This is a genomic window from Brevibacillus fluminis, assembly GCF_052072235.1.
Classification (GTDB): Bacteria; Bacillota; Bacilli; order Brevibacillales; family Brevibacillaceae; genus Brevibacillus_D; species Brevibacillus_D fluminis_A.
This window is the reverse complement of the sequence record NZ_CM125436.1, coordinates 3,823,361-3,845,435: the sequence shown is the minus strand read 5'-3', so window position 1 is coordinate 3,845,435 and position 22,075 is coordinate 3,823,361. Positions and strand designations below refer to the sequence as shown.

22 protein-coding genes are annotated in these 22,075 nt (G+C 52.7%); 13 read left to right on the top strand and 9 right to left on the bottom strand.

Annotation, left to right across the window (positions count from 1 at the left end; translation table 11 throughout):
• Together ACTID9_RS19115 and ACTID9_RS19110 are read right to left on the bottom strand one after the other, a co-directional pair.
• Positions 1 to 1,971 (bottom strand): dihydroorotate dehydrogenase, encoded by a 1,971-nt coding sequence (locus tag ACTID9_RS19115; RefSeq protein WP_441066501.1) that lies wholly within the window; start codon positions 1,969 to 1,971, stop codon positions 1 to 3.
• 120 nt (positions 1,972 to 2,091) lie between these two features.
• The gene (locus ACTID9_RS19110) at positions 2,092 to 3,564 is read right to left on the bottom strand and encodes an aminotransferase class I/II-fold pyridoxal phosphate-dependent enzyme (RefSeq protein WP_441066500.1); all 1,473 of its coding nucleotides are present in this window, start codon (positions 3,562 to 3,564) and stop codon (positions 2,092 to 2,094) included.
• 148 nt (positions 3,565 to 3,712) lie between these two features.
• Here ACTID9_RS19110 and ACTID9_RS19105 point away from each other — a divergent pair, with 148 nt between their 5' ends.
• Positions 3,713 to 4,678: an NAD(P)H-dependent flavin oxidoreductase gene (locus ACTID9_RS19105; RefSeq protein ID WP_441066499.1), complete on the top strand. Its 966-nt coding sequence runs from the start codon at positions 3,713 to 3,715 to the stop codon at positions 4,676 to 4,678.
• 118 nt (positions 4,679 to 4,796) lie between these two features.
• On the opposite strand, the gene ACTID9_RS19100 is transcribed toward ACTID9_RS19105, so the two are convergent.
• Positions 4,797 to 5,438 (bottom strand): YktB family protein, encoded by a 642-nt coding sequence (locus tag ACTID9_RS19100; RefSeq protein WP_441066498.1) that lies wholly within the window; start codon positions 5,436 to 5,438, stop codon positions 4,797 to 4,799.
• 273 nt (positions 5,439 to 5,711) lie between these two features.
• Between ACTID9_RS19100 and ACTID9_RS19095 the strand changes: the two genes are divergently transcribed.
• The 4 genes from ACTID9_RS19095 (at position 5,712) to speD (ending at position 8,283) form a co-directional block, all read left to right on the top strand.
• Positions 5,712 to 5,930, top strand: a complete 219-nt coding sequence (locus tag ACTID9_RS19095; protein WP_246009279.1) for a hypothetical protein — start codon at positions 5,712 to 5,714, stop codon at positions 5,928 to 5,930.
• Between the two features lie 342 nt (positions 5,931 to 6,272).
• Complete coding sequence (locus tag ACTID9_RS19090; protein WP_441066497.1) at positions 6,273 to 6,785, top strand: DUF4446 family protein; 513 nt, start codon at positions 6,273 to 6,275, stop codon at positions 6,783 to 6,785.
• Positions 6,786 to 7,046: 261 nt separating this feature from the next.
• Positions 7,047 to 7,643, top strand: coding sequence for a hypothetical protein (locus ACTID9_RS19085; protein WP_441066496.1), 597 nt, complete (start codon positions 7,047 to 7,049; stop codon positions 7,641 to 7,643).
• A 238-nt stretch (positions 7,644 to 7,881) separates the two neighbouring features.
• Positions 7,882 to 8,283, top strand: coding sequence for an adenosylmethionine decarboxylase (speD, locus tag ACTID9_RS19080; protein ID WP_441066495.1), 402 nt, complete (start codon positions 7,882 to 7,884; stop codon positions 8,281 to 8,283).
• Between the two features lie 53 nt (positions 8,284 to 8,336).
• Here speD and aroA read toward each other — a convergent pair whose 3' ends face one another.
• The gene (gene aroA / locus ACTID9_RS19075) at positions 8,337 to 9,686 is read right to left on the bottom strand and encodes a 3-phosphoshikimate 1-carboxyvinyltransferase (protein WP_441066494.1); all 1,350 of its coding nucleotides are present in this window, start codon (positions 9,684 to 9,686) and stop codon (positions 8,337 to 8,339) included.
• Positions 9,687 to 9,797: 111 nt separating this feature from the next.
• On the opposite strand from aroA, the gene ACTID9_RS19070 reads away from it, so the two are divergent.
• Entirely contained in the window at positions 9,798 to 10,712 is a 915-nt protein-coding gene (locus ACTID9_RS19070; protein WP_441066493.1) for a LysR family transcriptional regulator, read from the top strand.
• A gap of 33 nt (positions 10,713 to 10,745) precedes the next feature.
• Here the strand turns inward: ACTID9_RS19070 and ACTID9_RS19065 are convergent, their stop codons facing one another.
• From ACTID9_RS19065 to ACTID9_RS19055, 3 genes are read right to left on the bottom strand one after another with little or no spacing between them, the layout of a single operon-like run.
• On the bottom strand, positions 10,746 to 11,525 hold the full coding sequence (locus ACTID9_RS19065; RefSeq protein WP_441066492.1) for a YhcN/YlaJ family sporulation lipoprotein: 780 nt from the start codon (positions 11,523 to 11,525) through the stop codon (positions 10,746 to 10,748).
• A 58-nt stretch (positions 11,526 to 11,583) separates the two neighbouring features.
• The gene (locus ACTID9_RS19060) at positions 11,584 to 12,591 is read right to left on the bottom strand and encodes a hypothetical protein (protein ID WP_441066491.1); all 1,008 of its coding nucleotides are present in this window, start codon (positions 12,589 to 12,591) and stop codon (positions 11,584 to 11,586) included.
• A 7-nt stretch (positions 12,592 to 12,598) separates the two neighbouring features.
• The gene (locus ACTID9_RS19055; protein ID WP_441066490.1) at positions 12,599 to 13,954 is read right to left on the bottom strand and encodes a hypothetical protein; all 1,356 of its coding nucleotides are present in this window, start codon (positions 13,952 to 13,954) and stop codon (positions 12,599 to 12,601) included.
• Between the two features lie 120 nt (positions 13,955 to 14,074).
• Here ACTID9_RS19055 and typA point away from each other — a divergent pair, with 120 nt between their 5' ends.
• The 6 genes from typA to ACTID9_RS19025 all read left to right on the top strand — a co-directional run bounded on the left by typA (position 14,075) and on the right by ACTID9_RS19025 (position 19,765).
• Positions 14,075 to 15,916 carry a translational GTPase TypA gene (typA, locus tag ACTID9_RS19050; protein WP_441066489.1) on the top strand — a complete coding sequence of 614 codons (1,842 nt, stop codon included), beginning with the start codon at positions 14,075 to 14,077 and terminating at the stop codon, positions 15,914 to 15,916.
• A gap of 254 nt (positions 15,917 to 16,170) precedes the next feature.
• The gene (locus tag ACTID9_RS19045) at positions 16,171 to 16,506 is read left to right on the top strand and encodes a YlaH-like family protein (protein ID WP_441066488.1); all 336 of its coding nucleotides are present in this window, start codon (positions 16,171 to 16,173) and stop codon (positions 16,504 to 16,506) included.
• Entirely contained in the window at positions 16,503 to 16,775 is a 273-nt protein-coding gene (locus tag ACTID9_RS19040; protein WP_441066487.1) for a hypothetical protein, read from the top strand. The genes ACTID9_RS19045 and ACTID9_RS19040 overlap by 4 nt, the downstream gene beginning before the upstream one ends.
• 111 nt (positions 16,776 to 16,886) lie before the next feature.
• Entirely contained in the window at positions 16,887 to 18,164 is a 1,278-nt protein-coding gene (locus tag ACTID9_RS19035) for an SLC13 family permease (protein WP_441066486.1), read from the top strand.
• Positions 18,165 to 18,183: 19 nt separating this feature from the next.
• Positions 18,184 to 18,465 carry a hypothetical protein gene (locus tag ACTID9_RS19030; RefSeq protein ID WP_441066485.1) on the top strand — a complete coding sequence of 94 codons (282 nt, stop codon included), beginning with the start codon at positions 18,184 to 18,186 and terminating at the stop codon, positions 18,463 to 18,465.
• A gap of 115 nt (positions 18,466 to 18,580) precedes the next feature.
• Positions 18,581 to 19,765 carry a hypothetical protein gene (locus ACTID9_RS19025; RefSeq protein WP_441066484.1) on the top strand — a complete coding sequence of 395 codons (1,185 nt, stop codon included), beginning with the start codon at positions 18,581 to 18,583 and terminating at the stop codon, positions 19,763 to 19,765.
• Here the strand turns inward: ACTID9_RS19025 and ACTID9_RS19020 are convergent, their stop codons facing one another.
• Positions 19,766 to 20,092, bottom strand: coding sequence for a DUF5665 domain-containing protein (locus ACTID9_RS19020; protein WP_441072651.1), 327 nt, complete (start codon positions 20,090 to 20,092; stop codon positions 19,766 to 19,768).
• A 146-nt stretch (positions 20,093 to 20,238) separates the two neighbouring features.
• On the opposite strand from ACTID9_RS19020, the gene ACTID9_RS19015 reads away from it, so the two are divergent.
• Complete coding sequence (locus ACTID9_RS19015) at positions 20,239 to 20,691, top strand: pyridoxamine 5'-phosphate oxidase family protein (RefSeq protein WP_441066483.1); 453 nt, start codon at positions 20,239 to 20,241, stop codon at positions 20,689 to 20,691.
• 265 nt (positions 20,692 to 20,956) lie between these two features.
• Here ACTID9_RS19015 and ACTID9_RS19010 read toward each other — a convergent pair whose 3' ends face one another.
• Positions 20,957 to 22,000, bottom strand: coding sequence for an aldo/keto reductase (locus tag ACTID9_RS19010; RefSeq protein WP_441066482.1), 1,044 nt, complete (start codon positions 21,998 to 22,000; stop codon positions 20,957 to 20,959).
• Between the last annotated feature and the right edge of the window lie 75 nt (positions 22,001 to 22,075).

The window sequence follows — 22,075 nt, the reverse complement described above, 5'->3', positions numbered from 1 at the left end:
TCAACGTTTCGCGCACAAATACGGACGGCAACAAATCAAGCCTGCCGCGAAAATAGCAACCGCAACATAGGCGGGAAGCAAATGCCACCAATCGACATAGCCGACCATGAAATGTATGCCGATGCCAGCAACGAAGCCTGGCACACCTGCCAGGAGCAGCGTCCACCAGATCCAGCGGGAGCCGCGCCGAAAGCCCCAAAGGCTGAGTAACAGGACAGCGATTCCGTCTGCCACGAGTGCGCCGCCAAAACCGGCCCGATCATGTGCAATCAGCGGAAGCAGACGGGGATGGGCGGCACGCAGCAGGTCAGCGGTTGTCTGCATAAAGGCCAGGTCTTGGGGGACGAAAACCGTCGTCATGCCGATCAGCGAAATCACGATGCCAGCGCCCAAAAGTCCGCAGCCGATCATAACGAAGCAAAGCTGGCCCCACAAGCCAAAACGCCAAACGGAATCGTTTTGCAGGTCGGGTATTGGAACGTGCGGGCGGTTGGATCGTTTTTTTGCAACTGCATGCAGGAAAAAAGGAAACAGTATCAGGCTCAGCAGCGCGTGGGCCGGATCGAAATAGCCAAAGCCCCAAAAGTAAAACAAACTGGCGAAGCCGATCGCTCCCGAAGCGAGCAATATCTGCCTCGCCCAGCGCTCTTGCCGCCGCAGTGCCCAGAACGATAGCTGGACGTACATGACCCCGATTGAAATCATCGTGCCAGCGAGGCTGATGCGGTCATGTGAGAGGAAATGGAGCAGCCGCTCGTTCAGATGATGGAGCGCTGTTGCCGGCATGCCGAGAAACGATTCATCATACGGGAGCAGCACGACAGTCAGCGCGACGATCCAAGCCAGAGCGCCGGCGACGATCATCCCGGAGCCGAGCACGATCCCGGACAGCCAGCGGGGAGCAAAGCTTTTTCCCAAGTCGGGTTCACGCTGCTCCGGTCTTGTCTGTCTATGCTCAACCTGGTCGAGGATCGCTTCGTTTACCCGTTTCGGCAATCCGGGCCCAGCGTATACAAGCCCGCTTTTCAACGTAAGCAGATCCGCACCGCCTGCCAACAGCTGGAGCGCTTGCACAGGTTCAATCACCCCTCCGCCTGCGATCAGCGGAATGTCATCGCCGAAGCTGGAGCGTACCCGCTGTACCATTTCCAGCGTGTGTGCAAATACCGGACCACCATGGAGGCGACCATTTTCGCCAAATGCGCAGCCTCCTCCCACCTCAATGCCAAAAAAGCCGTGTGACAGCGCAAGCGAGATCAGCCGCGATGCTTCTGCCCACGGCAAATCAGGCGCAAGGGAGAGGAACAGCGGGTGGGAAAGGCAAGATTGCTCGCGCATGGCAAGCAGCGATTCCACATATTCAAGCCACTCCTCATCACTCCAGGAGCACGTGGTCAGCGTATATCGTGTGTCCAGAATAAATGCCGTGCAATGAGGGGCCAGACTTTGCATTAAAAAGCATTGCTCCATCGCCGCCTCGCGGGGGAGAGCGCCAGGCTTGTGGCCAAGTGTGCCGAACAGCCGCGCCGCGTTAGGGTGATGCTTGTTGTATGCCCTTCGCTTGTCCAGCCGTTTGAGCGATGCGAGCAAGCCGGGATTGGCCAGCGGGTCAGGATCGACGATGGCTTCCAGTTCGGGTACACGCTGCACATGCTTTGCTGCTGCGAGTGGTTGCAAGGTGACGGGGCCGATTTCAAGAAAGCCGAATCCGAACCGGTCAAAAGCATCGGTCGCTTGCAGGTACGGGTCGAGACCTGCCCCCAAGCCAACCGGACTGGCAACATGCATCGAGCCGATCGTGCGAGCCAATTCCCGAGGCGGCATCATGTGGCCCATCAGGTCGATCAGCCTGGTTCCGGCGGGAAGGCGGGCGAGCGTCCCCATCGCGGTGAGGGCCAAAGCCCGCGATCGCTCGGCTGTAAGCAAGAAAAGCAAAGGGCGGAATATGGTTTGGTAGGACCAGTCCGGCATGACTGCAACCTCCTGTTGAATCAAAACGTTGTGATTTCTTCTATTATACGTAAAATTAGGAAGATGCCCAAAGAAAAAGACTTTCCTCGCTGCTTTGAGGAAAGTCTTTTGCACGGGGTGCTAATCCAAAATCGCGACTTGTCGTTTGACAACTTTCACGGTTTGAAGCGATTCGTCTTCAGGGCCTTGAACAGGCAGGCCCACACGCAAGTTTTCCATGATGTAGTCGATGTTTTCTTGCGTGACGACCTCGCCTGGCATCAGGATCGGAATGCCTGGCGGATACACCATGATGAATTCGGTAATGATTCGCCCAGCGGCTTCCGTCAGCGGCACGATCTCGGTCTCGGCGTAAAACGCATCGCGCGGCGAGAGGGAAAGGCTCGGAATGTTCGGCAAGGACACCTTGATCGGGTCCGCTACCTCGGCATGGGCGAATTCGATCGCCAAATGGCGGAGCGCATTGATCAGAACGGAGACGGTCTCTTCCGTATCCCCTGCGGTGATGAAGCAAAGAATGTTGTAGAGATCGCTCATCTCCACTTCGATATTGTATTTGTCGCGCAGCCAGTTTTCTACTTCCCACCCGGTGATACCAAGCTCGCGGACATGGATCAAGAGCTTGGTTGAATCCATGGCAAAAGTGGCCGGTTTGCCCAAGATTTCAGAGCCGACACAATGGATGCGCGGAATCTCGTTGATCTGTTCACGGGCGGAAGCGGCAAGCTGCATCGCTTGCTCTGCCATCGCATGGCCGTTCAATGCCAGATGCTGGCGCGCCATATCGAGCGAGGCAAGCAAAATATAGGATGTCGAGGTTGTTGTCAGCATGGAGAGAATCGTTTTCACCCGGTTGACGTCCACCAATCCTTCGCGGACGTTCAGGATCGAGCTTTGGGTAAGCGATCCGCCCAGCTTGTGCACGCTGGTTGCCGCCATATCGGCGCCTGCCTGCATGGCTGACAGCGGCATGTTTTCATGGAAGCCGATATGGACGCCGTGCGCTTCATCGACCAGTACCGGAATTTCATAATTGTGCGCGGTACGGACGATTTGCCGCAAATCGCCGGCAATTCCGAAATAGGTTGGGTTGATCACCAACAGGGCAGCCGCATCCGGATGTTTGTCCAACGCTTTTTGCACCGCTTTTACGGTGATGCCGTGGGCAATTCCAAGCTTTTCATCCATGACCGGATGAATGAACACCGGAATCGCACCGGCGAAAATGATTGCTGCCAAAACCGATTTATGAACATTACGGGGTACAATGATTTTGTCCCCGGGATTGCACGTAGCCATAATCATTGCCATAATCGCTCCGCTCGTTCCCTGGACGGAGAAAAACGTATGATCGGCGCCAAACGCTTCTGCTGCTAACTCTTGGGCCTCTTTGATCATCGCTTTTGGATGGTGCAAGTCATCCAGCGGGGCGATATTGATCAAATCGATTGAGAGCGCATTATCCCCTAGAAATTCGCGGAAGGTCGGGTTCATCCCCATCCCTTTTTTATGTCCCGGTATATGGAACTGCACCGGGTTACGTTTGACATGTTCAAGCAAACCGCTGAATAACGGAGTTTGTGCTTGTCTCAACGCTTATCGCCTCGCTTTGCATTCATGGTCTATAAAAAACAAACAAGATGAGTATAGCAAAAAGAGGGGGGAAAGCAAGTGAATTTTTCTTGCAGGAGAACGAATGTCTATGCAAGAAAAAAGTAGAAAGACCAAAGGAGGGAAACCGATGAAAACACGTGTGACCGAGCTGTTGGGAATCGACTTGCCCATCGTGCAAGGGGGGCTTGCTTATTTGGCATATGCTGATCTTGCCGCCGCAGTCTCCAATGCGGGCGGGCTGGGCCAAATAACGGCGATGTCGCTGCCTTCCCCGGAAGCGCTGCGCGAAGAAATCCGCAAAACGAGAGCGATGACGGCCAAGCCGTTCGGGGTAAACTTTGCCATTGGGCAGCATGGCCGCCCCTTTGAAGATATGCTGGATGCGGCTTTGGAGGAAGGGGTCAAAATTATTAGCATCACAGGCGGCAATCCTGAGCCATTGATTCGCCGCTCTGAACCTTATGGCGTGAAGAAACTGGTGCTGGTAGCAGCCGTACGCCAAGCGCAAAAAGCCGAGTCGATCGGCGCGGATGCGGTAATGGCGGTAGGGCAGGAGGGCGGCGGCCATCTCGGACGCGATGACATAGGGACGTTCGTATTGATTCCACGCGTTGCGTCAGCCTTGCAAATTCCGGTGCTGGCAAGCGGCGGGATCGGCGACGGGAGAGGCTTGGCCGCGGCGCTGGCGCTTGGCGCAGAAGGGATTGAAATGGGCACGCGTTTTATCGCGACGAAGGAATGCGTCCATGCCCATGCGGCCTACAAGGAAGCGTTGCTGAACGCGACCGAGCATGACACGCAGGTGATCAAGCGGACATTGGGCACCCCTGCGCGTGTAATCCGCACAAAAGGCTCCGATGAAATTCTCGCGCGCGAATCGGCAGGAGCAGGCTACGAAGGGCTGAAAGAACTGATCAGCGGGGCGCGAAACCGATCGTTCATCTACGAGGGCGATGACGAGCACGGCTTTGGCTGGGCAGGGCAGGTTGTCGGTCTGATCAACGACATCCCGACGGTTCAGCAGCTGTTCGACCGGATCGTGCAGGAAGCGAAAGGCGCCACGGAGCGGCTGGCACAAATCCAGGGAAACTAAAAGAAGACAAGCCGCTACCGACGATGGTCGTGCTGGCAAAAAAAAGACAGGTTGCTTGCGTAAATTCCCACGCAAGCGTACCTGTTCTTTTGCATATATCTAGAAGTAATCTTCACATTCACACGTGGATGCCGGTTTTACCCATATTGTACAAACGGGCCAAGATCGCCATTGTTTCGTCCAATTTTTTCAACAGGCGTTCACCGTCAGCCAGGATCGAATCGTCATGAGGGATTGTCAAACCGCAGAGCAGCTCCGCTTTTTTGACTTGCTTCAATCGTTTGATCAATGCGAGAACCCCGTCTTTGCCCAGCACAGCTTGCGGTGTGCTTGCAGGCTGCGTATGGTCGGGTGACCAATGAAAGTCGTTTGGGATCAATTGCATGATCTGGTCGATTTCCGCTTCCAGCCGTTCGGCGATCTGCTCCTTGAACGGGGATTCATAAATGACGGCATACCAGACAAACAGGTGTGTGCCCCACAGCCCGATCTGGAAATGCGGATGTTTTTTGTAGCCCCGTTTATCAGCGGCAAAGGCTACCCATGTATCTTTGGGCGGATTCACCGTGCGGCGGGCATGTTTGGCAATGTGGGTAAACATTTCTTCACCAGTCAGCGCGGATAAGCTTGGCGCAAAATGCTGACCCAATTGTTCAAAAGACGGGCGTATGACAGAAACGATTTTCTCCATCCGCGCATCCAGACCGTCAATGGTAAAGACGTCGAATGCTTCTTGAGAAAAGCCGGTAAAAGTTGACATGAAGCTTCCTTCCTTTCAAAAAACACGAATCCAGCAGCAAATGTTCCCTTATCATACCAAAAAAACAGGTGCCGAGAAAGGGAAGAAAACGATCTGGCAGGTATAGCAAGAGCGGTTGCAGAATAATATGATATACTACCCCATAACTTCTGGTCTGTTTTATAATCAGATAAATCAGATAATTCCGATTTATGCATATTCCTTGCAGACCGACGATGCCAGTATTTTTCGACGATGCCAAGACAAGCGCAAGATAAAAGGAGCTGAGCGAAAATGATCTTTGAAAAAGCGTGCAATGTGACAATGGATCAAGTAATCGCAGCTTTGAAGCGCAAGGACGCCGAGGAACGCATACCTGTACTTCGCTTAGAGCTGGATTACGAATTGGCAACGCTTTATGACGCACTGCAAGCAAACGATTACGCCCAAATCTGCAAGTCAAAAGAACTTCTGAAAAAATTGGGCAGAGAAATGCTGCTCTTGGAGGCATAGTTTGGCACCATTCTTTTCGGAAAGAGACAGGTAGGTTGAAGATGCAACGAAACAAATCAAAAGTCTGAAGAACGACATTCACTCAAGCGAGCGGGTGTCGTTTTTTCGTTACCTGCCATGCCCAGGAGGATTTTGCAAAATCTGCATGGACTGACGAGCCATTGCCGACAAACAATATAGATGAAGAAGCTGATCACCAGCGTGTCGTTTTGATCCGGCTGACGTTTGGTTAGGATTTCATGAGAATTTGCTTAGAAAAAGCTTAACCTTTTGTTCAAGCCGCTGTAAGATAGTACAGGGCGTATATGTTCCCGAGGACTCGGATAGGAAGGAAGAAAAAACATGCTGCAAATGCTCACTCCGCTCCAGTCGGAACTTTTGCTTGCAGGCATCGTCGGCGTCAATGTGCTGATTTTGCTCGCACTCATCAGCATGTGGGTCAAAATTTCCCGTACCCGCAAGCTGATGAACAAGCTTTTTTCCGGCACAAGCAAAGATAACTTGGAGGAGCAGCTCAGGTTGCTGCTTGCACAAATGGAGGAGTGGAAAAAACAACAAAACGATCAGCAATTTATGATCAACCGGCTTTCCCAGCGCGTGGCTGGCCAGTGCGGCAATCTTTCCATCACTCGCTACAATGCTTTTGGCGACATAGGGAGCGACCTCAGCTTTTCCATGGCGCTATTGGATGACGAACAAAATGGCGTGGTGCTGACCAGCATCTATGGACGGGAAGAGTCCCGTCTTTATGCGAAACCGGTTCAGGCGGGGAAATCTCTGTATCATTTATCCGAAGAAGAGCACGCTGTCGTAAAAAAAGCGTCTGTTTCCGCGAATCCCTCAAGACAATTGTGAAGAATATGTGTATAATAATACATGTAGGCACGTAAATGTTAAGAGGTTGTACTGTTTTGGTAAAATGATAAAGAGGTGATCTGCCTTCTATACCCAAATCGATGTTCGATTCGCGGGGCAAGGCCAGGTTCAGCAACGTTCCTTTGTAGATACCTAGCTTCTCTGTCTCATGTTCAGGCAACCGATGACCGCTAGCGGTCAGTCAAGGAAACGGCAAGGCCGTTTTTCTGACAGCCAAAAACAGGGAATAGAGGAGATAGTATGGCTCAGCGTTTATCGACTAACTACGCGAATGCCTTTTTTGCCATGAGTGAAGAAGAGCTTAACCAATTTGTAAGTTTATTTGCAAACGATCATTTCCTTGTATCGGTACAGGAACGTTTTACAGGTGATCGGGATATTTTCATTTCCGACGGCCAAGGGGAAATCAAATTGACCTTTAGCCGGGTTGGCCCGCGTTTTTCTTGTGAAAGCTCGTATGAGATCAGGGATTTGAATCTGGCCAATACGATGCGCAAAGCGATGAAGCGCTTTAAAGGGCACGGCATTGTCCACCGCGTGTATGACAGTTTTACGATGGTGTATCATTATGACGACGGCGATGTGATCCGCATTCAGGAATGCGCGGACAGCAAAGAAACCCTCGTCTTTGAATCGACCAACCACAATCAAGCGAAAGAGCTTGAAATGCTTTTTCAACAAAATGGTGTTGAATATGAGATTCAATGTATCCGTGCTGAGACCGACCGCTTGCTAGATTTGCGCATCAAGTCGCGCGAAAAAGCGCCCGATCGACTGTCCGGGATTGACCGCAAGCTGGCGGAATTGTCCCGTCGCTTGTATACATTGGAAGCCTAACGTATGATAATGGGTGCGAAATGCGCCCATTTTTATTTTTTGGCCGATTTCCCAAAAAAAACTGTTGTCATTTGTGCTCAACCGTGATAATTTTAAATTCGTTGGAAATCAAGATTAGGAACCAGGATTCACTTTAAAGGGTGGAATACCGTGAGAGAAGCCGCCCCCGTTAGTGAATGACGCAGGTCCTAGCGATGATGTTTCTCTATCACACTTGCTAGGAAGGGGGAACCGAAAGATGGAATACTCGACTTTCGGACGCCATGTTGCCATTGACACATGGGGAGTACAGTTTGACCTATTGAATGATGCAGAGTTTTTGAAGAAAGAAATGATTGAGGCTGCAGAATCTTGCGGCGCGACCGTTTTGAGCGTTCAAGCTAAGCAGTTCTCACCTCAAGGAGCTACCGTTCTGGTTCTTCTCTCGGAAAGTCATCTTTCTATCCACACTTATCCTGAGCGCGGTTTCGCTGCTTTGGATTGCTACACCTGCGGTGAAACGGTAGATCCGCAAGTGGCGATTGATTACATGGTTTCGATCTTGAAGCCAGAAAAGGTTTATGCGAAGAAATTGGTTCGTGGTCTTGGAGAACTGGAAGTGCTGGAACCGGAGATCAAAATGCCGGAGCTGGCGAAATAAGATACGGATTGAATACAACGAGAAGGTGCCGATGCGGCACCTTCTTTTTTTGCTTATTCCACGCCGATGCCCAGAGCGGACAGACGCTCGAAATAATCGGGGCAGGTTTTCGCAACACAGCCGGGGTCGGCAATGCGAATCCCCGGAATTTTCGCGCCGATCAAGGCAAGGGCCATCGCCATCCGGTGATCGTCATGCGGGTCCAAAAGGGCGGGCGTGACCGGTCCGGGATGCACAGTCAGGCCGTCCTCGTATTCTTCCACGTGGATGCCGAGCTTGCGAAGTTGCTCACAGACCACGCTGATCCGGTCGCACTCATGGTGGCGAATATGAGCCGCATCGGTCATCGTAATCGGCGCATCGGCAAATGTGGCGAGTGCCGCCATCGTCAACGTCTGGTCGGACCAGCGCCTCATGCTGACGGTGAAGCCGCCTTTCAATTGCGCAGTGCCGCGCACTTCAACGAAATCATTTCCCCGCACAACTGTGCAGCCCATTCGCTCAAGCGTGTCCAACAGCTCGATATCAGGCTGCCTTGTGGCGGTTGAAATCCCGTTGATCCGGATACGGCCGTTGGTTAATGCGGCCAGGCTCCAAAAATAACCGCAAGTCGACACGTCCGGTTCGAGCGTAAGCGCCGCAGCCGTATAGATCGCCGGTTCGAAATGAACGTCTTGCCCGTCGTTTTGGACGAGCGGTTCGACACCGAAGGCGCGCATCATCTCGAGCGTCATGTCCACATAATCGCGCTGGACGACTGTCCCGTCGATATGGACGGTCAAGGGGGCTTTGGCATACGGTGCCGCCAGCAGCAGCCCGCTGATGAACTGGCTGGACACGCGGCCGGAAATGGTCACATCACCGCCACTTAGCCCGTTTGCCCGCAGGGTGAGGGGGAGGCAGCCGGGTTGTCCGGCAAAGTCGATTTGTGCGCCCAGAGCGGACAAAGCGCCAAGCAAAGGCGCCAGGGGACGTTCCTGCATGCGTCGGCTGCCGTCAAGCCGCCACGTACCCTTCCCCGCAGCCAAAGCACCAGGTAAAAAGCGAGCTACCGTACCGGCGGCACCGACGTACAGCTCTCCCTGTTTGAGCGGCCATTTTCCGCCTATTCCTGTTACGGTCGCCGTCGTTTGGTCGATGGTGATGGAAACGCCCAGCTTTTTGAGACTGTCGATACACCAGTAGGAATCGTCGCTTTTCAAAATGCCGTCCAGCCGGGAGGTGCCGTTGGCCATCGCCGCGATGATCAGCGCGCGATTGGTCAAGCTTTTGCTGCCGGACACGGAGATGGTTCGATCGATCGGTCCCGCTGCTGGTGTAAGCTGTATGTGTGCTTGCTGATGGGTCGCAGACCAAGGGGAGCGGGCAGCCTGATCGGCGAGGTGGAGAGATGTTTCGTTCATGTGCATCAACCTCATTTCATCTTGAGCATCATTCTATCCTGGATTATAATGACGAAAATGAAATAGATGAAATCGCGAATTTTGTGCGTTGTCATAGAGAGGATCAATGTCATGCTTCAGATGGAATGGTATCGCATCTTTTATCACACAGCGAAAACCGGTAATTTGACGAGGGCTGCGGAGGCATTGTTCATCACGCAGCCGACGGTTAGCTACGCGATCAAGCAGATGGAGACGGCACTTGGTTTGCGTCTGTTTCAGCGCATGTCCAAAGGGGTTGAGCTGACCGCGGAAGGAAGAGAGCTGTTTGCTTTCGTCGAGCAAGCATTCCAGCTGCTCGAGGCAGGGGAGCGAAAGGTTCAGGAGCTGAAGGCGCTGGAAGCGGGCGAACTGCGGATCGGCGCAAGCGATTCGCTGATCAAACACCTGTTGCTACCGCAGCTGGAGCAGTTCCGCGAGCGTTACCCAAGGGTGCGGATTCGCTTGTCACACGGCAAAACGAACGAGATCGTGCAGCATGTGAAAGAAGGAATCATCGACTGCGGGCTTGTCCATTTGCCGCTTCCGGCTGAAGAGCCGCTGCTTGAAGTCGTAAGCCAGCTCGGTGTTCATGATTGCTTTGTGGTCGGGGAGGCGCACCGCCGTTTTGCTTTACAGCCGCGCACCGCCGAAGAATTGGCCGCGCTGCCGCTGTTAAGCCTTTCGGCGAAAAGCCGCACCAGGCAGTTCATGGAGCGCTGGTTTGCCGCAGAGGGGATTGCGATGGCGCCTGATGTCGAGGTCGGCAGCATCGATTTGCTAATCGAATTTGCCAAGCGGGGATTCGGAATTGCGCTGATTAACCGCGCCTTTGTGCAAAAGGAGCTGCGGTTGGGCACGCTTGTGGAAGTACCGACGGTTCATGAGGTGCCGGGGCGCAAAATCGGGTTGGTGATTCGGCGCGCGAGCCGATTATCACTCGCGGCGATGCAGTTTTTTCAGTCGCTGCCCATGCAGCAAACAGACAAAAAGGGAGACAGCGGCTAAACGCGTCTCCCTTTTTGCATGGCTCACCGCTCCTTACCGAAACGGTGCGGTTACAGTACGTCCCATATCTCGTACCAATGCGCCAAAGTCGGCTCCCATGTTCCGCACGTTTTGAGATACAGTGGTCGGCCCGGTAAAGATAGAATGCGAACCGGTGCCAGTACCACCTGTGTAGGTGCCAGCGCCTGTGCCGTAACCAGTGCCATAACCTGTTCCAGTGCCAGCCCCTGTGTGGGTGCCGCCATAGCCATGATGCTGGCGGATCCCGGTATCCAGGGCGCGGATACGGGCAACCAGCGCAGTATCAGAGGTGATGCGAACATGATGATTCGGCAATCCTGCTTTTACAGCGGAATAAACGCGCTGTTCGATGGCGTGACGCTGACGCGTGTGATTGGCATCGACACGAATGTTCACACCGACCAAGGCATCGTTTCCGGAAACAACCGCTACAGCGTTGCTAACCCCTGGGACGGAATCAGCCGCTTTGGCAGCTTTTGTCGCCAGATGTTGGTCAAATGTGCTGGAGTGTGTACCAGCCCCATAGTGATGAGGCGCGCCTGTTCCATACGTATGGGGAACGGTAGTCGTACCGTTCGCGTATGGAGCAGTCGTGTTGTACATGTGCGGCGCTGTCGCGCGATACGCGGTGGTTCCTACTGTGCCGGTTGTGCCAGCAGTGCTTGGATGCGTAACCCCTTGCGTACGTGTGCCAGTTCCCGGTTGCGGTGCGGCCGTGCGGTTGTACCCGCAAGCAGTGGTTAACGACGTCGCCAAAACAAGACAGGAGATTGCCAGAGACCATTTTCTCATTGTTGTAACACCTCCGCGCTTATTTTGCGTAGGTGTCACGGCAAATACGCAGGAAGTTTCAGGTCAAATTGGATTGCCACAGCGTACACAGAACACCGTTTCCGTTCCAGCCGATTTTGCGTATGGTGATCGGCGCAAGCGAGCACACCAGTTCATGTCCTGAAAGCGACAGCATGGCGGTGCCATATCGCCGCAGCCGCCCTTGCCCAAAAACGTAAGCACGGGCAGCAACCAGGTGTGGCTCGTTCGCTCCGGCAGCCGGTATCACCGTCAATTCAGGGATGAAAACGGCAGTTCGCTCGCGGCGCAGCCAATCGCGAAACATTTTTTCAGCGGATGCCTGCCGATGGATGGAGCTAAGGCAAAAGTCAGCTGGCAGCAACCTGGCATGCCAGCATGGACGCAGGATGCTGCGCAAGGCGTCCGGTGCCAACAAGACCGCCGATTGCGCGGGGACAAGCACGTCACCCTCCGTTGCAGCTGGCAGCTGCTCGAGATACCAAGCGTGTTCCGCCGAGAGGTACTTGATCTCCGTTGAAGTCGGCAAACGGCTGCTGGTCCAGCTGACAGGAACCGCAGGATTGCTGGCTTGCAAGATGGCAGCCGTTCGCTGTTCTTCGCGATACAACCAGAGCGAATCCACGACGGTTCGCGTTGTGTATGACAGACGCCAGGAAAAATCGGCTGCAAGCAACGGCCGCGGACCACAATCCACAATCGTTTTGATGGCAGGATCAACCAGCGGGACGGATGGGATGTCTGACGTTTGTTCGGTCTGCAACAAAGATCGGTGCAGTTCCGGCTGGAAATACCGCAGCTGTCGCCATGTATCCAACGGCAATCCGTCGGTGGTAAGCAAGGCTGGATCGGTAAAACGGATAGACGAGACGCTCTTGTCTTGCCAGATAAGCGTAAGAGTGCCGTTTGCCTTTTCCGCATAGCCCTGATCATGGTCGAGAGCATGCTCCACTTCATAGACAAGATGAAAAAAGGTAAGCCCCAGCTCCCGTTTTGGCTGGTGAATGCTTGCGTGTAATTCCGCGATGAGCATGTTTACGTCAGCCATGCAGCAATCACACTCCTTGTTCCAGAGAAAGTGGCAGGCGCGCCAGTGTGAAGCGGGGCAAATCCGCAACCTGCGCATTGTCTTCCGACAGCCAGACTTGACGCATCGGCCCGAATCCTCCGACAAGCGCAGGGAGAAGCGCAGGGAGTGAGCCTTTTACCGCTTGAAGCGGTAGTGCGGACAGGTGTCCCGACTCAAACAGGCCCAGTCGTTCGGGATAAAGGCGGAAGCTCCCGTCCGTCAGATTCAGATCGAGATGCCGCATTCCCTGAATGACGAGGCACCGATCTCCAACAAGCTGGCCATTGCACGCCCACGATCGGCACGCATCCAAAAGGCTGACGGCCTCTGCATGACCCGCTGTGTCAACAGGAACGTCAAGGGAGAGGTGAAAGTGACTTGCAGGATGGCAGGTCAAAGCGGCAAGAGCCGCTGTGTCGGTCCCAGCCGATGAATAAATCGCCGTTGTTCCCGTCAGATAGCCAAATGGATGAATCGGCGAATAAGCAGGGCTGCCTTCCGCCTGCAACAAAGACAGCGTCGCTTTCGATTCGGCAGGTTGAAGCTCACCGGGCAATCGCAAGCAATGGGTCAACAGCTGTCCCAGAAGCTGGTTGTCCAGCACAACATCGCGGACTCCATCGATGGAACGGGGGATCGGGCTGATGCTGCGCATATCGGCGTGCGCCAAATCCAGGATCGCGTCTTGCCGTTTTCGCTCCACATCCTGCAAAATTCCTTCATATAAGTCATCATCAAAGCCGACAGTGGAACTCACGCCTGACTGAATGTTCTGTCGATAGCCGGTTGAAACCAAGCCTTGGTGACCGCAAATCAGCCGATCGAGCGGCAGACAGAAAAGCCGTCCATCGCTGCGGGCAGCCGTCATGCGTTCGTGCAAAAAAGCTACACTTGCAACAGCCGCATCGGAATGCGCTGAAAAGCAGCGGTGCTGCGCTTCGATTTTATGTAAAAACGATTTGTTCACCGTTGCGCTTTGACATGGATGGTGCATCATAAGGGGGAGCTGACGCTTTTCCAGCGCAGCGAGCGTATCGAGTGAACGTGCGATTTGGGGTTGTTCGGATGCATGGCGAACGGCTTGGTGAAAAGCCTGTTCCAGCCTGTCAGACGCTAGGGCCGAGGTCACGGCTTGTCCGATCGCGCCTGAAGCGGTGCGGACGGTCATCGTAATGAAGGTGTCAAGATGATGGGAACGGTCGAGAAACCGGCCGCTTTGCCAGCGGTATCGCGTCTTTTCCCGCTCGGTGGCCACGAACGTTACAAAAAGCCCGAGCGCATCGGCGAGCGAAAGGATGCCGTCGGCTAAGGAGAGGATGGGAAGAGAGCGCTCTTGATTCATCAAAGTGCCTCCCTGTTTACTTTTATCAGACATATTTTAACATGATTCGAATGAACTTACCATTGTATGGCGGTGAGCGAACTGTTATGATGAAGTGTATGCATAGACGAGGAGGAAATTATGAAGCGCCCTGACATTCGCAACATCGCTATTATCGCCCACGTCGACCACGGAAAAACGACGTTGGTTGATAAATTGTTGATTCAAGCAGGTACATTCCGCAGCAACCAGCAGGTAGAGGAAAGAATGATGGACTCCAACGACCTGGAGCGCGAGCGCGGAATCACCATTCTGGCAAAAACTACATCCCTTAAATATAAGGACTTTACGATTAATATTTTGGATACACCGGGCCACGCGGACTTTGGCGGCGAAGTTGAGCGGATCATGAGCATGGTTGACGGTGTGCTTTTGATTGTCGATGCTTTCGAAGGCTGTATGCCACAAACCCGCTTTGTTTTGCGCAAAGCGCTGGAAGCGAAAGTAACGCCGATCGTTGTGGTGAACAAAGTCGACCGTGAAAATGCGCGTCCGCAAGAAGTGATCAATGAAGTATACGACTTGTTTATCGATCTGGATGCAACGGAAGACCAATTGGACTTCCCGATCGTATATGCATCCGGCCTGCAAGGAATTGCCGGTATGGAACCGGACAAACTGGAAAGCGACCTGCGTCCGCTGTTCGATGCTATCGTCGAGCATATGCCAGAACCGTATGCAGACGTGGAAGCGCCTTTGCAAATGCAAGTGACGATCCTCGACTATAACGACTTTTTGGGCCGTATCGGGATTGGTCGCATCTATCGCGGTGTGATCAACGTGAACGACCAGGTCGCTGTCATGAAGCGCGACGGCTCCGTGAAAAGAATGCGCGTGCAGAAGCTGTTCGGCTTCGTCGGCTTGAACCGCGTCGAAATGAAAACGGCCAAAGCCGGTGACATCGTGGCAATCGCAGGTCTGGAAGACATCAACGTCGGTGAAACCATCTGCGATCCAGACCATCAGGATGCGCTGCCATTGCTGAAAATCGACGAACCGACCCTGCAAATGACGTTCCTCGTGAACAACAGCCCATTTGCCGGCCGCGAAGGAAAACACGTTACATCCCGCAAGCTGCGCGACCGCTTGATGTCCGAGCTGGAGACAGACGTTTCGCTGCGCGTTGATGAAACCGATTCTCCAGATGCCTTTGTCGTATCGGGCCGCGGTGAATTGCATTTGTCCATCCTCGTGGAGAACATGCGCCGCGAAGGCTATGAGCTTGCTGTTTCCAAGCCGGAAGTTATCATCCGTGAAATCGACGGCCAAAAAATGGAGCCAGCCGAAATGCTGATCATCGACGTACCGGAAGAGTTTACCGGTCCGGTAATGGAAACATTGGGTCAGCGCAAAGCTGAGATGGTCAACATGATCAATAACGGTTTCGGCCAGGTTCGTCTGGAATTTTTGATTCCTTCCCGCGGCTTGATCGGTTACCGCAACGAGTTTTTGACCATTACCCGTGGTTACGGCATCCTGAACCATTCCTTCGACAGCTACCGTCCATTGTTCGTAGGCGATGTAGGCGGTCGCCACGCCGGCGTTCTGATCTCCAACGAGACAGGCACAGCGACGACGTACGGCTTGATGTCCGTTGAAGATCGCGGGATCATGTTCATTCACCCGGGTACCGAAGTATATGAAGGGATGATCGTTGGCGAGCATAACCGCGACAACGATTTGACTGTTAACGTATGTAAAGAAAAGCATGCGACAAACGTTCGTTCCGCGACGAAAGACGAGACCGTGAAAATGAAAACCCCGCGTACCTTGACGCTGGAAGAAGCGCTCGAATACTTGAACGACGACGAGCTGTGCGAGGTAACTCCACAATCCGTCCGTTTGCGCAAAAAGCATTTGAACAAATCCGACCGCGAGCGTTATGCGAAGCAAAAACGTTGGGAAGCCCAGCCGCAAGCGTAATCGATGCGCGTGCAAAGAGCCACCTCCTCATGCAAGAGAGGAGCGTGGTTCTTCTTCTTTTTTCGACCAAATTCGATTGCTGTATTTTGACAGAGCAGACTCTCACCTGCTAAAGTAATACTGATACAAGCTGTTCTCATTCATACATAACTTTGGTAAAAAAAGCTGGATTCTCCGGGGCAATGGTTGAGAACGGACAAGTGCATCAGCAGCAAAAGAGTACAGGTGATTGATTGCAAGGGGAGAGATTGTGAATGGAATGGTTTGAGTTGGTGTCTTCTTATGAGCCTTCCAATCCCAATGCGCTGACCACATATGACTCAATCCGCATTTTCTTTGACCACTATCGCGCGTATGTGATTTTTGTCTATTTGATTGCGGTGTATTATTTGGGGTTTGCGACACGGGTTCGGATGCCATTGTTAAAAAATGTGCTGCTCTACGTCCTGTTGTTTATCGGGGCGATTATTTTCAGCTTCCTGGACACGTCATTGCCGGTAAAAAGCGCGATGTTCGTTGCGGTTCTGCTTTTGGTGATCGTCAAGGTGCGGATCAAGCCTGACAACCAGAGAAAGCGGGGAGAGCGATGAGACTGGGGGACGCGTTGTTTAACTGGCTGCAAATTCAGGCGGTTGCCGATGCGCGGCCGCACGATCAGTCCGCAAAGGAGACCGCTGCGTTTTTCAGCGCGATTTTGACGGAGGATCACAAGGTGACGGCGCTCTCGTATACAAAAGACGAGACGATGTACACGCTGCGCTATACCGTGGAAGGAAAGCCGAAAATGGAAATGTACCAGATCGAAGCGGTGGAAGAGCTGCTCGATGCAATTAATAGCGAGCCGAAATACAATCAATAACCGTTCGTCTAAAGCCGCCCTGCTCGTTTGGTAAGCGGGGCGGCGTGCGTTCTGCGCATTGCGCTTTTCGCGCGAGAGGTTCCACTTTCATAACGGCAGGTGACCATTTACATGCAGGAACAAGCCATACTGGCAATCGGCATTTTTCTCGTGATTTATGCCATCATTATTTCGGAAAAGCTTCATCGTACCATCGTTTCAATGATCGGCGGGCTGCTCATGGTCGTGTTCGGCATCGTCGATCAAGAGTCTGCGGTGCACCATATTGATTTCAACACGTTAGGCTTGCTGACCGGCATGATGATCATCGTGTCCATTACAGCCGAGACCGGATTGTTCAAATATATCGCCATCTGGGCTGCCAAAAAGGCGAAGGGCGAGCCGCTGCGCATCTTGCTCGCGCTCGGCACACTGACTGCGCTCGCATCCGCTTTTCTTGACAATGTGACGACCGTCCTGCTAATGGTCCCGGTTACGTTCAGCATTACCAAACAGCTGCGCATCAATCCGCTGCCGCTTCTGTTGACCGAGATTTTTGCTTCCAACATCGGGGGTACGTCTACCTTGATCGGCGATCCGCCCAATATTATGATCGGGAGCGCGGTCAAAGAGCTGACCTTCATGGCGTTTATCAACAACCTGTTTCTGATCTCGTTTTTGATCTTGTTCGTGACGCTCGCGATTCTTGCGTTTTGGTATCGAAAGGAACTGAAGACAGCGCCGGAGCTGAAGCAGGGGATCATGCTGTTGGATGAAAAAAGTGAAATTACTGACAAAAAACTTTTGACCAAATGCCTGATCATTCTCGGGCTGACGATCGCCGGATTTTTTCTTCACCAGCTGCTCCATATCGAATCGGCAACGGTCGCGCTTGCAGGGGCATTTCTGCTGCTGCTGTGGACCGGCGAGCGGTATTTGGAGGAAGCGATGGCCAAAGTGGAGTGGACAACCCTCTTTTTCTTCATCGGTTTGTTCGTCCTGGTGGGCGGGTTGATTGAGACCGGCGTCATCAGCAAGCTGGCTACCTATGCGATGGGCTTGACGGGTGGGGAGGTTGGGCCTACCGCCATGTTGATTTTGTGGATGAGCGCGATCGCCTCGGCCTTCGTCGACAATATTCCGTTCGTCGCCACGATGATCCCGATGATTCAGGACATGGGGACGATGGGCATCACGAATCTCGATCCGCTGTGGTGGAGCCTTTCGCTGGGAGCCTGCCTGGGCGGCAACGGCACCTTGATCGGCGCGAGTGCCAATGTGATTGTGGCTGGGCTGGCAGCGAAAGAAGGGCATCACATCTCTTTTGCCAAATTTCTTTTCATCGGCTTTCCGCTGATGCTTGTCTCCATCCTGATTTCCACGTTGTACATCTACCTGCGCTATTTATAAAAAAAGGAGGGGCATGTGCATGTTGACCTATCTGTTCGATCCAGCAAAGCTTTCCATCCAGGAGAGCAAGGTCGAGGATGACTATGAGTTCCGTATTCACGTAAAGGAAGAAGAACAGCACGAGGCGATGCGCGACATCCGCCACTATTTTGCCGAAAATCGCGTGCACACCGATGTGCTGTTTTACACGCACGTGGACCATGGGTATCAAGTGATCGTGCGCCAAGATTATTATGTCGCTTTTGTGCTCCAGCTGTTCGCACACCGGCTTCTTACACAAGTAGGCTGGACAGACAAGTAACCGGAAAAAAACGAAAGCCCCTCCAATCGCGGAGGGGTTTTTTGCAACCTTTTGCTAAATTGTTCCGTCTGTGACATGAACATAACAAAAAGAAACAATGAAAGAGGGGACAAACATGAAAAAGTACATCAAGAAACCCGCAGTATGGCTCATGGCAGCTGTAGTCGTTGGCGGGGGCCTCACGCCGGTATGGGCAGAGCACGGCACGATGAGCAAATTGCTTGCTTCGGATATTTCTCCCGCGCCTCATGGTGCAGGGTTGAGCGGAGTTGAACAGGTAACCGATGCGAACGGCAATTACATAAAAGCGAATGTCCGGACGGATATCACCAAAGTAATCATTCTTTTTCCCGATAACAGCAAAAGCGAGGTCGTCAGCTTCCCGAATCAAGGGCTGAAAGTCGCAATTCCGGCATCCGCAAGCAAGGACGGACAGACGGCCACACTCCTGGCCTATGTGAACACAGAGCTGATCGACACGGCTAAAATCAAGCTGGCGGACGGCACCGTTTCCGACGACGAGCTTGTCCATGCCAACGCCCTGTATGACCAAACCGCTGGGCAATTGAAAGTCAGCGGCACCGTCAATCCAAAAGTGGACAAAGTGGTCGTACGATACGGCACGGAATCGAAAGAAGCCAAACTGGTGAACGGATCGGAAGGGGCCCAATCATTTGCATACAGCTTCGCCGTCTCCGATGCCAAAGATGCCAACGTTGTTGTTGAACTGTATGCAGGAGACGAAAAACTGAGCGAACAATCCGTCAAAGTCAACAAAGTAAACGTGCCCGCCGAAACGGTGAAGCCGACAGGCACGATCAAAGGAACGGCGACGCTCAGCGCCAAGCAAAAACAGTTCGAGCTAACAGGCACCATCACGTATCAAAATGGAGAGAAAAACGGCGAATGGAAGTTGGTCGTGACAGCGCCGGACGGCAAAAAGTACGAGATCAAAGCAGGGGAGGACGGCAAGTTTGAAGCCAAGCTCCCGTTCAAAAACCGCTCCTACAGCGCCAAAGCGATCCATGTGGAGCTGTTCTACGGCAAAACGCTTGTAGCGAAAACCGATATTCCGCACGGTACACCTGTCAACCAAACGCCAACGGAAAATCCGGTCAAGGTCGTGCATGTTGACAAAGAAGAGCTGGAAAAGAAAAAGGCTGAAATCGAAAAAAACAAAGAAAAGCTGAAAGAATACGTGGAGGCGGCCAGGAAAAACGCCGAGAAACATCGGGAAAAAGCCCATAAAGAGAAAGAACACAAAAACGATGATCATGACGACGATGAGGATGAAGATTAATCACTGATACGATTTGATGTAATTCATGATGTCCTTGATATAATCGCCGATGATCGGGATGGTGAGAGACTGAGACAACAACCACCCCAAAATCGCTAATATAATAGCTGTCCCGATCGTCAGCCCGAGACCGCGGGCGAGTCCGGCCAGGAAGTTGATATAGATCAATTTTCGCGGAGCCGTATAGTTTTGGACGATGTCTGCGAGGCGAATATCTTCCAAAAACATGGCGATTTTGTCCATGCGTTCGTTCAGTTTGCGCACTTGCTGCAGCTCATGCAGGAGGTGACCCACCTTCTGCAGCAGTTCATCCGTGGGTGAAGTCATTTTCGACAAGTGATCATTTCCCCTTTCTCTTACTCTAAGTGTAGGAAAAATCATCCAAACAAGCAAGCAACCGAATGGAATGAATTGCCTCCAGCCGGATCAGGCAGGTACAATAGACGTACCAATGTTGACTGGAGGGATCACACATGTCTGAAACGGTTGCCACCTCTTTATCGGAGAGCTTGTTTGGGCTCATGCAGCAGGAACGGTTTCTCACCTTGGCTACGATTGATCATGAGACAGGTGCTCCATCGCTTGGCTCTGTATCATGGGTGATAGCGACGACGCATCAAACCGTACGGATCGCCATCGACAACCGCTCCCGCATCCTGGCCAATCTGCAAAAGACGCCGAGGGTTAGCCTGCACTTGCTTGGCAACGGCTCATCCTACGAAATTGCGGGGCGCGTGGCTTCCATCGAGGAGCGCATGGAGGGGGTTCCGCTCAAGCTGGCAAAAGTGGAGATCGCGGTAGAAACCGTTCGCGACATCATGTTTTACGGCTCGAGAATCTCGGTTGATCCCGAATATGAGAAAACGTATGACAAAAGCGCGGCTGCGAAGCTGGATGCGCAAGTCATGACGGCGCTACGAAAATAAGGTTGTGAAAACGTTGGCTTCGCCGATCAAGCGGCGGAGCCTTTGTTGCATACAAGCACATAAGAAAAACTCCTTTCAGAAGTCCTTTCAAGAAGCAGGTTCTTCGGTCAAAGGAAGTTTTTCTTCCGCTCCAGAATTTATAAGCGCTAGCACTTATAAATTCTGGAGCGATGAAAAAAAGGAGCCTTCTGTAAAAGGCTCCTTCTATTTTACACCGCGATGCGTGCAGCCATACAACTGCAAGCATAATCGGGCAGGCAACGGATTACTGCGCGGTCAGAACAGGGGTTGGCTTTGTTTGCGAATTGGACATGTGCTGTTCCAAACGTTTGTTGTAGCCATTCACCCACAGCGAGTCGATGATGTTGAATTCAGCATCAGTCAGCGGCGCCACTTCAGAAGAGAGCGCAAACTCTTTCAAGTTTTGTTCGCTGGTGATGTTAGGCAGTACGGTAACTACCGATGGACGATACAGCGAGAATTGGATCGCCAACTGGCCGATCGTGCGCTCTTTGCCGTCAAACAGACCTTTTGCTTTCATTTCTTCGACAACCTCTACGCCAGCTTGCATCCAAGCGGTTGGACGGTGGCTGCGGTGGTCGCTCTTGTCAAAATGCTTTTGCGGATCATACGTGCCATCCAGAAGGCCGGATGCATGGGGAACACGAACGATCAAAGCGCGCTTCTCTTCATCTGCAATTGCGAAAAGGTTGCGGGCCGGGTCTTGTTCCACGATGTTGTTGATGATTTGAATGCCGGCATACCCCGGGCGTTTCAACGCAGCGACGGACTCATCTTCCCAACCGATGTCAGGGCCCATAGCGGCGCCGTATTCGCGGATTTTGCCTTCTTTTTTCAGCGCTTCGAGAACCTCGATGATCTCTTCATTCATGACAGCTTCCATCCGTGGATTGTGCAGCTGATAGAAATCGATATAATCGGTTCCCATACGCTTCAGGCTTTGCTCGCAGGCATAGCGGATATGTTCTTTGGACCAGTTTTGCGGCAATTCCGAGTGGCCTTTGCGCTCGCCTGGCAAATTGTAAATGTCATAACCGAATTTCGTAGCGAGTACAACTTTGTCGCGAACATCTTTAAGCGTATCAGCGAGAATGGTTTCTCCAAAGCCGTTGCCATAAACATCGGCGGTATCAAAGAAATTGATGCCATACTCTTCATATGCGGAACGAACCAAGCGTTTCGCCAGCGATTCATCGGAGACTCCCCACCATTTCGTGGCGACCGACCAGACGCCGAAACCTACTTCGGAGACTGACAACTCCGTTCCTGGAAGTGTTCTGTACTTCATCTTCCATCTCTCCTTCGAGAATTATTAATGGCTCGTCCTTATCTTACCATGTTCGGTCCACAGGATGAAACAACG